At 51.2% G+C, this 12766-nt stretch carries 10 protein-coding genes; 3 read left to right on the top strand and 7 right to left on the bottom strand.

Annotated features, from left to right (window positions below; genetic code table 11):
• Position 1: 1 nt before the first annotated feature.
• Both H6F94_RS30405 and H6F94_RS30400 read right to left on the bottom strand, forming a co-directional pair.
• Complete coding sequence (locus H6F94_RS30405; RefSeq protein WP_190806040.1) at positions 2 to 316, bottom strand: 2-phosphosulfolactate phosphatase; 315 nt, start codon at positions 314 to 316, stop codon at positions 2 to 4.
• 104 nt (positions 317 to 420) lie between these two features.
• On the bottom strand, positions 421 to 786 hold the full coding sequence (locus H6F94_RS30400) for a rhodanese-like domain-containing protein (RefSeq protein WP_190806039.1): 366 nt from the start codon (positions 784 to 786) through the stop codon (positions 421 to 423).
• 118 nt (positions 787 to 904) lie between these two features.
• Between H6F94_RS30400 and H6F94_RS30395 the strand changes: the two genes are divergently transcribed.
• A complete protein-coding gene (locus H6F94_RS30395) occupies positions 905 to 1345 on the top strand; it encodes a MarR family winged helix-turn-helix transcriptional regulator (protein WP_190806038.1) in 441 nt (146 codons plus the stop codon).
• Between the two features lie 35 nt (positions 1346 to 1380).
• Here H6F94_RS30395 and mltA read toward each other — a convergent pair whose 3' ends face one another.
• From mltA to H6F94_RS30380, 3 genes are all read right to left on the bottom strand, one after another.
• Complete coding sequence (mltA, locus tag H6F94_RS30390; protein WP_242041518.1) at positions 1381 to 2484, bottom strand: murein transglycosylase A; 1104 nt, start codon at positions 2482 to 2484, stop codon at positions 1381 to 1383.
• Positions 2485 to 2609: 125 nt separating this feature from the next.
• Entirely contained in the window at positions 2610 to 2888 is a 279-nt protein-coding gene (locus H6F94_RS30385) for a hypothetical protein (RefSeq protein WP_190806036.1), read from the bottom strand.
• A 74-nt stretch (positions 2889 to 2962) separates the two neighbouring features.
• Positions 2963 to 3730: a hypothetical protein gene (locus tag H6F94_RS30380; RefSeq protein ID WP_190806035.1), complete on the bottom strand. Its 768-nt coding sequence runs from the start codon at positions 3728 to 3730 to the stop codon at positions 2963 to 2965.
• A 634-nt stretch (positions 3731 to 4364) separates the two neighbouring features.
• Here H6F94_RS30380 and H6F94_RS32730 point away from each other — a divergent pair.
• On the top strand, positions 4365 to 7427 hold the full coding sequence (locus H6F94_RS32730) for an ExeM/NucH family extracellular endonuclease (RefSeq protein ID WP_277878197.1): 3063 nt from the start codon (positions 4365 to 4367) through the stop codon (positions 7425 to 7427).
• Between the two features lie 108 nt (positions 7428 to 7535).
• On the opposite strand, the gene H6F94_RS33165 is transcribed toward H6F94_RS32730, so the two are convergent.
• Positions 7536 to 11156, bottom strand: a complete 3621-nt coding sequence (locus H6F94_RS33165; protein ID WP_199320760.1) for a beta strand repeat-containing protein — start codon at positions 11154 to 11156, stop codon at positions 7536 to 7538.
• A gap of 427 nt (positions 11157 to 11583) precedes the next feature.
• Positions 11584 to 11775 (bottom strand): hypothetical protein, encoded by a 192-nt coding sequence (locus H6F94_RS30335; RefSeq protein WP_190806034.1) that lies wholly within the window; start codon positions 11773 to 11775, stop codon positions 11584 to 11586.
• Between the two features lie 262 nt (positions 11776 to 12037).
• Here H6F94_RS30335 and H6F94_RS30330 point away from each other — a divergent pair, with 262 nt between their 5' ends.
• Entirely contained in the window at positions 12038 to 12763 is a 726-nt protein-coding gene (locus H6F94_RS30330; protein WP_190806033.1) for a peptidylprolyl isomerase, read from the top strand.
• The last annotated feature ends 3 nt before the right edge of the window (positions 12764 to 12766 follow it).

Raw genomic sequence — 12766 nt, 5'->3', positions numbered from 1 at the left:
TCTAGGGCTCTGCTTGCTCTGGCTGAACCGTCTGCTGCCTGTAAGCCCCGTTTGCCAGTAGGCGAACACAATGACTGACATTCAAGGCTGCGGCTAGCTCAACGTCAGCAGCAAAGCCGCGTGTGTTGAATTCTTCACCCGAACCGCCTTGGCTCAAGATGCGATTGAGGTTGTTCTTTAAGCTCTGAAAGACGCTGACCGCAGCCTCTGCTTCTGGCGATAAGCTGCCGCTGAGGGCACTCAGAATTGCACCTGCTCCCAGTTGCCCAGAATCGGCATGATTTGAATGCCAGACTCCGTTAATTAGTAGCTTCATTGAGCTTTCCTTTATTCTTCGCTGAGTGCAAATTTGTAGACAGCCAGTAGATAGCTAATGGAGAGCAAACCCGACTGAGTTTGCTCTCCAGTCTGGCTAATCTGTTACAGAGTGGCTGGAAGAGTTGCTGGAGCAGGCACTCCACCGCTTTCTGTCGACAAGCCTGCTTTGACCCAGTCCTGCTTACCTTCGTGATAATCTCGTACGTTGGTATAGCCAAGCGCTTCTAAACGCTTGGCTGCCGTGCTGGAATTCTGACAAACATCGTCAGCACAGTAAACGATCACTTCTGCTGATTTGTCTGGCAGCAAAGTCGAGGCCAAGGCTTCAATTTGGTTCAGAGGCAGGTTTAATGCACCGGGCAGGTGCTTCTCCTGATAGTAGCTCGCAGGTAGCGCCTCCACTAAGTTGAGGGCTTTGCCTGCGTCCAGTTTGGCCTTTAGCTCTTGGCGGGTGATTTTGGTGGCCATCTTGTCATCCTCTTGAGCGAGTTAGTTTGGTTGTATTTGAGATAATTGCACTTGCAATTAGTAAGGGTATAGCACTGATTTAGTTGCATATGCAACTAAATTTGGTGATACTGAAGTTATGAGCATTAACCTGGAAAATTCTCGCAGTTCACTCTGGCGGCTGTTCTTGACCGCTCATACCCAGCTGCTCGGTCGCATTGAGCATGAGCTGGCTGAAGCAGGGTTGCCGCCTCTGGAGTGGTACGACGTGTTGTTGGCGCTCAAAGAAGCCCCTGATCAGCGGCTCCGCCTGAGTGAACTCGCCCAGGCAGTGCTTCTAACGCGCAGTAACTTGACTCGGCTAGTCGATCGGTTAGAAGCTGCTGGTTTGGTTCGCCGCGAGTCCTGTCCAACCGATCGGCGCGGTGCATTTGCCGTCTTGACTGAACAAGGCTTGGCAATGCAGCAAAAAATGTGGCCTGTGTACGCGCAAGGCATTGCCGAGCACTTCGCGCGCTACCTCAACGACTCCGAGGTCAAGGTCTTAACCGAAGCTCTGAGCCGAATGCTGGTTAGCTAGGCCGGAAATAATTGAAATAATCAGCTCATTAAGAATCAGCGCAGCAGCAGATAGTAAAGCCTGCCGTAGGCATTGGTTAGCCCAGCCTGTGCTTCCGCTTGAGAGCCAGTGCCCATAAAAACATCTACCCGACCGGCACCTCGGATTGCACCGCCCGTGTCTTGGTCAAGCAGATAGCGACTGACCCAAACCTGCTCTAGCTGGCCACTAGCATTGGGGATAGGCAAGGTGCTCTGAATCAGGGCTAGAGCGCCGGGTGGCATCAGGCTGCGGTCTGTAGCAATTGAGCGCCAAGTCGTGACTGGAACGCCCAAACTGCCGGTTGCCGGAGCGCCATTGGTTTCGCGAAAGAAAACAAAGCTGCGATTGCGGGGTAAGTAGATATCCAGTTGGCTGGGGTTCTGCTGGAAGTAGCGGATCAGAACTGGCAGATTCAGGTCTTCCTGACGAATTTTGCCATCGCGAACTAACTCACGCCCGAGGCCGGTATAAGGCTGGTCGGTTTTGCCCGCATAACCGATACTCATCACCGTGCCGTCGGTCATTTGCAAACGGGCTGAGCCTTGAACATGAACCAGAAATGCTTCCAAGCGGTCGCGCAGCCAGACTAGCTCCAGCCCTCGTAACAGTGGGCCGCTTTCTAATTCCGCCCGACTAGGATTGGGTTTAGACCATTGCGCGAAGTTCTGGGGCAGTTGATAGAGCGGATAGCGATACTCAGAGGTGGGCTGACGACTCGCCCGATAGGTCGGCTCAAAATAGCCGGTAAAGGCGACGGTTCCCTGTCGGTCAAAGCCGACAGACTGGTAGAGTTCAAACTCGCGCCGCACAGCTGTTTGTAGGGCATGGGGCGATGGTGAGTCCAGCAACAATTGCCGAAAGCGCACCAGACTGCGTACCACACGCTCATGCGTGATACCCGGAATCGCTAAGTCCCGATAGCGAACCTGGGAACTGGGTGCCCGCAGATATTGCAGGCTATGGTCGATCGCCTGTAGCAGAGCAGTGCGGTCGCTGGCGAGTTGCTCATCGAGCCCTAATTCGGGCGGGAGTTTCGCTGGCGGGACCGGCGATAACACTCGAGTGGAGGGAGTGGGGGGCACTTGAGCCAGGGTAGGCCCCCCAGAAAACAGCACCATAGTGAGAAGTGCTGCTGGGAGCAATGTTTTCATCCAACTAAGGGTTTCGGACGGGGGTTTCGGACGGGGGTTTCAGGCAGGGGTTTCGGGTAGGAGTTACAGACTAAGGCGTTCGAGTCGTCTTCTCAATAGCGCTCGACGCTAGAGGAGAAGACTGGTTCCACCCGAATAGCTAACACGCGCGAGGGCCGAACCACCATAAACTCACCCTCTACGTTCTTGATGGGCACGCTGATGAAATCGTTGGAACTGGACTTGGGAACCAGCTCCCCGCTGTACCACTTCTGAAAATCCTGAATCTCCGCGAAGCGCACCTCTTGCCGATGCCCACCTTCCAACATGATGTGAATGAGGTACTCGCTGGGCTTACGGGTGCGCTTGGTGCGATCTACGCTGCTCGTCATGACATCCTTCTCCTCGCTTAGAGCACACTTATTATGGTGCGTGACCCCCAGAAATAGCGCTTTAGGCCTGTAAGTTAGGTGAGCAAGTTGAAGCGGGAGAGCTGAGTTTCAATCGCGGCGGGTAGAAATTTGTGCAGTTCTTTGGGGTTAGCGAAGTTCAGGCGCTGCTGGATCGGCAGGTCGAACGGGAACTGCCCAGGTAAATCTTTGCGATTCAGTTGCAGCAATAAAATCTGCTCAGGCCGCTTGCACTCCAGGGCATAGCCCACCTCGACCGTGACTTGAGGGCTGGGAAGCAGCAGGGGTGGCTCGCCGTTGAGCTGACTGATTGGGGTGACATCCGCGATAAAGAGCAAACTGCGCCGCAATTTGCGAGTCACCGTGCTTTCTAGACGGGTGGGGCCATCTGTAAGCCGATGGGATTCCTCAAGCTTCAGGGCCAGACGGGAGCGCTGGTTGATGCTGGCCAGGATGTCTTGTAGTTCACTGCGAATGGTTTCGCTCGCCTCGGGGTATTGGGTCTGATAGCAAAAGAAAAGGGTAGGGTCCAGATGGGCCAAAACTTCCCGTTTGGTGAAATAAATTTCGTGACTGATCAGGTCAATGTTGGAGATGACATAGCCACCACTGCCCTCGATATAGAACTCCACTAGGTCGCCCTGTAGGTAGCTCTGGAACCATTCAGAGGTCCGCACCTGTGCACTGTCATCTAGAAAATCGGCCCGCAACCCCGATTTGAGAAGGCTTTGCTTGCTCAAACGCAAGTCGTGAGGGCGTCTCTCCAACTCAGGCAGAGGCTCGTACTGTCGCAAATACCAGGCTTTGAGTGCAATGATTGCCATCGGCAGAGTTCTTCTTAGGCCAATTCACCCCGTTATTCTAGGGGCTGGACCTGAAGTTGAACAGATCCGAGCTTGAGCCGGAATAGTATTTTTTCAAAACCATGCACAATCAAAGGCTTTGATTGTGCAGAAGAAATTGCTTCTTGGAGATTTATTTATTTGTCACTTATTAGCAGAACCGCAATAAAAACCAAGTTAGCTATCGGTTTTTAACTGTTGCAAAAACACCAGTTTCGCATTCCTTAGATGTGATTTTAAGGCAAGACTAATCGATGTATTGCAGAGCACTTTACAGGATCTTTATGTGAGCTCTACCCAGCCTTTACAGATTTTTTGACAATAAACACTTTAGAAAATCTAGATCTAAGTGTTATCTTTCGAAGCGGAGTCAGGGCTACTTTAAGCATGGATTAAGGCTCGGTAAACTCTCGTAACTGCTCAAGAGATTGGCCAGTTCGTGAATACTTTGAGTGAGCAACTTGTATTGGTTTGAGCCGTTGAAATAAGGACCATTCTATCGCTGCATGCGGCTGCTTGAGCAAGTAACCAAGCAGCCTCTAACGCCCTGCGAACTAGGGCAACGGTTTTTAGTGCTAACCCATAGCTTGTTTTCTCAACCCATCAGGAGAACTTCATGGCAACTAGTGTTTTTATCAACGAATTTCACTACGACAATACAGGAACTGATGCCAATGAAGGCATAGAGATTGCCGGTCTAGCAGGCACCGATCTTTCGGGCTGGAGTCTGGTTCTCTACAACGGCAATGGCGGCGCTGTTTATGACACTCGTGCGCTTAGCGGCGTCATTCCTGACCAACAAAACGGCTTCGGTACACTCTTTTTTGCCTACCCATCTAATGGCATTCAGAATGGTTCGCCAGATGGCATTGCGCTGGTTAATTCTAGTAACACAGTGGTGCAATTTCTTAGCTATGAAGGCACCTTCACGGCAGTAGGCGGGCCAGCCAATGGCCTGACCAGCACTGATATTGGCAGAACGGAGGTTGGCTCTGAACCATTGGGTCAATCTCTACAACTCGGTGGTACTGGCACGACCTACGAAGACTTTACCTGGTCTGCTCCCGCCCCTGGCACCTACAGTGCGGTTAATACAGGACAAAACTTTAGCGGCGGAACTACCGCCCGGGTAACGATTGCTGAATCAGGCGGCAGTACCACTGTCAACGAGGCAGGCGAGACAACTGACACCTACACGATTGCCCTAAACTCTGCGCCAACTGGCCCTGTCGAAATTACGATCGCTGCTGATGGACAAATGCAGCTTAGCTCCAATGGCTTGGGTTTCTCTAACTCAGTGACTTTAACCCTAGACAGTACCAACCCACAGACGATTACGGTTAAAGCTGTCAATGATACAAGCCCTGAGGGTTCACCGCATACGGGCATCATTAGCCACACGATCACCAGCAGTGTTGACCCCGCTTATTCCAATACGCTCACCCCGATTCCTAATCTCAGCGTCAGCATCACCGACAACGACGTTGCGCTCACCCCGATCTACAACATTCAGGGCAGTGGTGCTGCTAGTTCTGTTGTAGGTCAAACGGTCACGTTTCAAGGAGTGGTTACAGGCGATTTTCAGGCTAGCAACCAATTGGGCGGCTTCTTCGTTCAAGATGCAACGGGTGATGGCAATAGTTCAACCTCGGATGGCATTTTCGTTACCTTCACGGGCTCTGACGTCACAGTAGGTCAACTGGTACAGGTAACAGGTACGGTTGCTGAAAGTTTTGGCCAAACTCAAATCACAGGCAGCAACGCTAATGTGTTAGGAACAGGAGCCATTGCACCTATCACGCTCGATTTGCCAGTTGCAACAACCAGTGATCTGGAAAGTTACGAGGGGATGCTGGTCACCTTTCCAGAAACTCTAACCGTCACTGAAAACTTTAACCTGGCTCGCTTCGGTGAACTGCTGCTGTCATCAGAAGGACGGCTGTTTAACCCTACCAATTCAATTGATCCCACCGATATCCCAACCGCTGAAACTGAGAACAACGAGAACAATGTTGCTGCGGTCACAGACCAGCAGAGCCTCAATGACCGTCGCAGCATCCTGCTCGATGATGGCAGCAGTGTTCAGAACCCAACCACGATTCCCTTCCTCAACGCCAACAACACGCTGCGAGTGGGTGACACAACAACCAACCTCACAGGTGTTCTGGGCTATGGCTTCAACAATTACCGGCTCCAGCCGACAGTTGATCCCGATTTCGCTCAGACCAATCCGCGTACGGCTGCACCAGATCCAGTTGGCGGCAATGTAAAAGTTGCTAGCTTTAACGTTTTGAATTATTTCAATGGTGATGGCCTGGGTGGTGGCTTCCCCACAGCCCGAGGTGCCAATACTCCTCAGGAATTTGAGCGTCAGAGCGCCAAAATTGTCAGCGCAATCACGGCGATTGATGCTGATGTTTTGGGCCTGATTGAAGTCGAAAACGATGGCGATGGACCCAACTCAGCCATTGCTGACTTAGTCTCCCGTCTTAACGCTGCGGCCGGTGCAGGCAGTTACGACTACATTCGCGATCCGGCCACTGGCACTGGTACTGATGCCATCAAAGTTGCGCTGATTTACAAGCCTGGTGAGGTTACACCAGTTGGTCCGTCCCTTAGCGATACCGACGCCATCTACAATCGTCTACCGGTCGCGCAGACCTTTGTCTCCAACGACACGGGGGAGACGTTCACAGCAGTTGTCAACCACTTCAAATCCAAAAGCGGCGAGGGCACTGGCCCAGATGCTGACCAGGGGGACGGTCAAGGAGCTTTCAACGCCCAGCGTGTGCAGCAAGCGCAAGCGCTACTTGGCTTCATCAACGAAGTCAAAGCTGCCTCTACTGACAATGACGTGTTAGTCATTGGCGATTTGAACGCCTACGGCGAGGAAGATCCCATTGATGTGCTGCGCTCTGGTGGGCTAGTGGATGAATTGGGGCGCTTCATACCTAACCCTTACTCCTTTGTCTTTGACGGGCAGTCTGGGCGCTTAGATCACGCCTTTACCACCTCCGAACTCAGCGCTCAAGTAACTGGAGCAACCGAATGGCACATCAATGCTGACGAGCCCAGGATCCTTGACTACAACCTGGAGTTCAAAGGTGCTAACCAGTCCCCAGATCTCTATACTCCAACGCCCTATCGCTCATCTGACCATGATCCAGTCGTCGTTGGTCTCGGCTTGTCCAGTACGCTCACTGTGCTCAATGGCGGCAATGGCAGCGACAGTCTCAACGGCACTTCTGGTAGAGATGCAATCAGCGGTGGTAACGGCAGCGACACGCTCAGAGGCGGCAATGGCAGCGACAGTCTTGATGGGGGTAATGGCAATGATGTCCTTCTGGGCGAAGTCGGCAACGACCAACTGCTGGGTGGGAACGGCGATGACTTGCTTGAAGGTGGTCTCGGCACCGACGCCCTCACCGGCGGCAGGGGCAGTGACCAGTTTGTTTTGGCTCCCAACTCAGGCACAGACACGATCTTAGACTTTGCCGATGGTCAAGACCGCCTAATTTTGTCCGGTGGTTTAGCGTTTGCCCAGCTAGCAATTGTCCAAGGCTCCGGCAGCAACCAACAAGATACGTTGTTGGTTCTCCAAGGCACTAGTGAAGTGCTAGCCATCCTCAAAACTACTCAAGCCAGCATCATTACCAGTGCTGATTTCAGCCTTAGCTAGAAATTCAAAGTGACCCAAAAAGTGAACCAATAAAAAGCAGGGCTGCAAACTTCGCAGCCCTGCTTTTTTGCTCATTAGGCTATGAGATTACGAATGAGAATCAACTCACTAGGCATCTACCAAATTGCCAATTTGGAAATCAGAAGCATTGAGCAGAGAGGCACCGGCTAGGACGGCAAATTGGCCACCTTCCCCTGCCACGTTGGCAAACCCTGCTCCTGCCCGATTGAGGTTGTAGAACAAGTTGCCGTTCGAGGTGTTGTAAACAATGAGTGCTGTACTGCTGGCCGCCGCTGCATCACTGCCTACTTTGGCAAATTCACTGGCCACGCTGAAGCCACTGCCCACCACGCTGGCCAAAGCTTGGAAAGAGCCCTTGTTCAGAGAAATCTTGTCGATATCACTCACAAAGCCCACGATCGTGTCTATACCAAAATCAGCTGTGTTGAAGCGACGATTGGATAGGAAAGTATGGGAATCAGCGCCAGCGCCACTGTTGAGTTGATCATTGCCCCCGCCCCCGATTAAGTTATCGTTACCGAAGGCCCCAACCAGGGTGTCATTGTTGTCTTGACCTCGCAGAACATCGTTGCCAGCACCGCCATATAAGGCATCATTGCCAGCACCGCCGACCAGCGCATCGAAGCCGCCCTGGCCGCTCAAAACATCATCGCCAAGATCACCAATCGCGGTGTCATTGCCATTACCACCCTCAATTGTGTCATTGCCACCTCGTCCAACGAGAGTATTAGCCTGGGCGTTGCCAGTCAGCGTATTGTTTAGGTCATTACCAACGCCGTTAATCTCTGAGTTGCCTAGCAGAAATAATCTTTCTAAATTGCTGCCCAGCTCATAGCTAATTGCTGAACGAACGGTATCAATACCAGCATTAGCTCGCTCGAAGATAGTGGTCGTGAGCGACAGGTTATCAACATTTGTCGTTAGTGCACTGATGAAGTAGATGTCATCCCCATCTCCCCCGGATAAAACGTCAGTGCCCAGACTGCTAACCAGACGGTCATTCCCTGCTCCCCCAATCACCCGGTCATTGCCAACTCCACCTGTGAGCGTATCGTCACCGCCGCCGCCATTGAGAAGGTTGCTGTTCTCTATAACAGGGATAGTTTCAGGTTGTGTAATGTCTACATCTGTACCCGTACTCGCGCTAATTTCAAAGTCTGCCGCTGAGATATTGGCACGATTGGTGAGGACTGCAAACTGTGCTCCAGTACCGAACCCAACCGTTGCTCCATCTGAGTTGTAGAACAAATTGCCGTTTGCTGTGTTGTAGACAATAAAAGCTGCACTAGTGGCCGCTGCTGCATCACTGGTGACGGTTGCAAATTCGGTCGCCACACTAAAGCCATTGTCAATTGCACTTTGAAGGGCCGAAAAGGTCGTTTCGCCCAGAACAATGCTGTCAACACCAACAGCAAAGTCAGAGATTGTATCAATGCCAAAGGCTGTCGCAGAGAAGCTGCTGCCGGTTAAGAAGGCAAAAGAATCGTCTCCAAGGCCACCCGTTAAGGTGTCGTTGCCGCCGCCACCCCCCAGCGTGTCATTGCCCCCATTGCCGGTCAGCGTATTGGCTGTGATATTACCGGTAATCGTGTTGTTGAGCTCGTTGCCTGTTCCTAGGGTTGCAATTGCGCCTGTTAGGACCAGGTTTTCAACATCAGCTGTGGTTAATAAGCTGTAGTTGAAGTTGGTGCGAACTGTGTCATTGCCCTCATTAATCGCTTCGATGACTTGATCAAGGGGATTCTCAACTGTATAAACATCATCCCCCGTGCCTCCACTCAAAATGTCATTGCCAACGCCGCCATTCAGCCGGTCACTATCGCCTCCGCCATTTAATGTATCGTCGCCCGCATCGCCGTTGATCGTGTCACTTCCCGCATCGCCATCGATCGTGTCGTTGCCATCGCCAGCCTCAAAGGTATCGCTGCCATCGCCACCGCTCGCTGTGTCATTGCCCGTGCCAGCAATAAAGGTGTCATCGCCGGCGAAACCAAACAGAGTGTCATTCCCCGCACCCCCATAAAAGACATCTTCAGTGTCAGTACCCACTAAAAAATTGTCGCCAGAAGTGCCAACAAAGACATTGCCGATATCAACTCGAATGACGTTATTGAATTCGTTCCCAAAGCCGGTAATGCCCAGTTGTCTCACCCTGAGTTCTTCTATCTCACTACCTGCAGTTAAGGTGAAGTCAACAAAAGAGTTAACGCTATCTCGACCTCCGTTTTGGCCCTCTCGGATCAGATCGCTGTTACTGGTGACGAAGTAGAAATCGTCATTTGCACCGCCGTTTAGAACATTACTGCCACCGGCACCGACTAGCGTGTCTCTGCCATCGCCACCATTGATCGTGTCGTTGCCGTCTCCCGTAAAAAAGGTTATTGGGTCTGTGAGGGCTTGTCCCAGAGTAGTATCGTCAGAACCTAAGTCATCTCCGACTAGAAAATCATTCCCTTCATCGCCGTTGATCGTGTCATTGCCGAAACCTCCTTCACTGGCATCGCCAAAGATTCGATCGCTACCCAGGCCACCAGAGAGGATATTGTTTCTGCTATTACCTTCGATGATATTCGCAAGCCTATTGCCAGTGCCTCGAACCGCATCTGAGCCGATTAGAAAGGAGAGATTCTCCAGGTTTTCGCCCAGCTCCCAATCGACTCCAGTGGAAACAGTGTCTATATCATCATCGCGACCATCTCTGTTTCTATCGACAAAGCTTTCATCAATAACATCAGCGGCAGTAACAACATAACGATCATTACCCTCGCCACCAATTAGAACATCCCGTCCGTCGTTCTCAAAGGAGACAGTAACTAAACCGCCTGCTCCCCTGAATCTACCGACAAAGTTATTCAGGTTACCAGAGCTGTTCTCAATGCCACTGCCAAAAAGCTCATCATTGCCATTACCCCCAACCAGGGTGTCAAGCCCCGAGCCACCAATGATGCCATCATCATCGTTGCCCCCTGTGATTGAATCATTGCCAAGACCACCGAAGATAACGTCACTGCCGTTGCCGCCATTAATCTGGTCCCTGGCATCGCCGTTGTCTACCAGCAGATTGACACTGCCATCTACATTGAAAGATGCGTCATTGCCAAAGATTAGATCATCGCCGCTACCACCCTCAACTGTGTCTTGCCCCGCCGCACCGCGCAGAGTGTCGTCATCAAAGTTGCCGTTGAGGTTGTCATTGCCAGTACCTCCATTAATGAAGTCATTGCCCCCATTGCCGATCATGACATCATCACCAGCTCGGCCTAGCAAAAAATTGCCCTGGAGGTTACCTGTAACTCGGTTATTAAGGTTATTGCCAAGACCTCGAATCGCCGTTCCTGTTAAAACCAAGTTCTCTAAGGTTGGCTCTAACTCAAAATTTTGAAGCGAGCGAACTGTATCAATGCCAGCCCCTACATCTTCAACAATTAAATCAGTGATGTTGCTAATGACGTAAACATCGTTGCCAGCACCACCCCTAAGGACACGACCACCTTGTGCATCGCTAATCAGCGTATCGTTGCCTGTTTCTCCATTGAGAGCATCATTGCCCGGACCTCCATCAAGGCGGTCATTGCCGTCACCACCGAATAAAGCGTCGTTGCCTTCTAATCCCAGAAGAGTATCGTTTCCACCCAGGCCCTCAATGACATCGTCTCTTACAGTTCCAGACAGAGCATCATTGCCAAGTGTGCCTATGATTCGGGCCATGTCATCGACTCCTCAAAGTCAAAATTCTTTGCGCTAGCAGGTTGCTCGTCATACTATAAACGATGACTGAGCAAGTCCAGAAGCTATAAATTTTATAGATTGAAATTGCGGTTCTGAATAGTCCGGTTTCTTAGTATTTCTTTAGATTTAGAACTGTGGTTTGGTAAGCTAAGCCTGATTCCATTGCTGAATAAAACGGTTCAATCAGAAGTAAGATAAATCTGCCAATATAGTCTCTCAAGACGGGTTGAACTCATTGAGAAATTGCTCAAAGAATCTGTTGATTCCGCTTTGAGAGTTCGCGCTAAATTGAAAGCTGATCTCCAAAGAATTTTAGATGACAAGCTGAACGGAGTTGTGCCCTGTTACCTCGTCATCTGTTAAGCTCTGGCGTTGCGCTTTAAAGCTCTTCATTCTACCAACTCAGCTAGCAGCCAAAGATCGTCTCTAGCGCTTGCTGTAGGATTGCGGTTGACCCAGCCTGGAATTTAGCAAAGGTCTGTGACGCGGGTTGTCGCTGATCTGGAATACTCGTTAGGCTGGTAGAGATTAGGGCACTCTGGGTTTGAGGCATGTGAATGTTAGTGCCAGCTACTGCCCGTTCTACGGTTTCTGACATTGTTACATTTCTAAACCTACCGTCGGCAAGGGCCTAGGCTCAGCTTAAAAGTGCTTAAGTTCACAGGTTGGTCCATGAAATTCTGTGCTGTGCAACCGCCTTAGTGCAACGGGTTGATTGGCTGGGGCACTGACCAGAGGTAAATAGATAGGGATGCCTCACCGGATTTAATCCTTTCATAACCCCTTCTCGTCTTGAGGTTGTGAAAGTATTGAAAGAATAGGACAAGCCCCTACCTCGGAGTCAGCCGCGTTAGCATCACATGACTACAGTTCTGCAAGTTGATAACCGTGCAATCACGGCTGAGGAGATTATTCCTCTGCTGGCTGGTTACCAGATGTTACCTCAGCTGTTGCGGGAGATTATTATCGACCAGGCGGTTGCCGCGATTCAATGCACTCCCGAAGAAAGCGACAGAGCTTGTCAGCAGTTTTATGAGCACAAGCAACTCAACTCTGAGGCTGCCCGCTCAGCTTGGCAAGTGCAGGCAGGTCTGTCTACCGAGCAGGTAGCAGCCATGACTACCCGTAATTTGCGCCTGGAAAAGTTTAAGCAGGCAACCTGGGGTAACAAACTAGAGCCCTATTTCCTTCAGCGTAAAACTCAGCTAGATAAGGTCATCTATTCTCTGATCCGCACCCAGGATCCTGGAACCGCCCAAGAGCTATATTTCCGGATTCGCGAAGGAGAACAGTCCTTTGGGGATCTAGCCCGAGAACACTCACAAGGTCCAGAAGCTCAGACTGGCGGGCTCATTGGTCCAGCAGAACTGAGCACCCCGAATCCGGCCTTGGCACGTATGCTCTGTGTCAGTCAGCCCGGTCAATTGTGGCCTCCTACACGTCTGGGCGAATGGCTAGTGATTGTTCGCCTGGAAAAATTCGTGCCTGCCCGTCTTGACCCGGCGATGAAACAACGTCTTCTTAACGAACTGTTTGAGTCTTGGCTGCAAGCTGAGCTCGATCGGCTAAATTCTGTACATCTCTGACAT

The sequence above is a fragment of the Leptolyngbya sp. FACHB-261 genome, from assembly GCF_014696065.1.
In the GTDB taxonomy this organism is placed as follows: Bacteria; Cyanobacteriota; Cyanobacteriia; order FACHB-261; family FACHB-261; genus FACHB-261.
The sequence above is the reverse complement of the archived record's forward strand: the minus strand, read 5'-3'. Positions and strand labels throughout refer to the sequence as shown.

Excerpts from the sequence above, each read along its gene's own strand:
- H6F94_RS33165 (WP_199320760.1), bottom strand. The coding sequence starts at position 11,156 with ATGGCCCGAATCATAGGCACACTTGGCAATGATGCTCTGTCTGGAACT.
- H6F94_RS30335 (WP_190806034.1), bottom strand. The coding sequence starts at position 11,775 with ATGTCAGAAACCGTAGAACGGGCAGTAGCTGGCACTAACATTCACATG.
- H6F94_RS30380 (WP_190806035.1), bottom strand. The coding sequence starts at position 3,730 with ATGGCAATCATTGCACTCAAAGCCTGGTATTTGCGACAGTACGAGCCT.
- H6F94_RS30400 (WP_190806039.1), bottom strand. The coding sequence starts at position 786 with ATGGCCACCAAAATCACCCGCCAAGAGCTAAAGGCCAAACTGGACGCA.
- H6F94_RS30405 (WP_190806040.1), bottom strand. The coding sequence starts at position 316 with ATGAAGCTACTAATTAACGGAGTCTGGCATTCAAATCATGCCGATTCT.
- mltA (WP_242041518.1), bottom strand. The coding sequence starts at position 2,484 with ATGGTGCTGTTTTCTGGGGGGCCTACCCTGGCTCAAGTGCCCCCCACT.
- H6F94_RS30395 (WP_190806038.1), top strand. The coding sequence starts at position 905 with ATGAGCATTAACCTGGAAAATTCTCGCAGTTCACTCTGGCGGCTGTTC.
- H6F94_RS30330 (WP_190806033.1), top strand. The coding sequence starts at position 12,038 with ATGACTACAGTTCTGCAAGTTGATAACCGTGCAATCACGGCTGAGGAG.
- H6F94_RS30385 (WP_190806036.1), bottom strand. The coding sequence starts at position 2,888 with ATGACGAGCAGCGTAGATCGCACCAAGCGCACCCGTAAGCCCAGCGAG.
- H6F94_RS32730 (WP_277878197.1), top strand. The coding sequence starts at position 4,365 with ATGGCAACTAGTGTTTTTATCAACGAATTTCACTACGACAATACAGGA.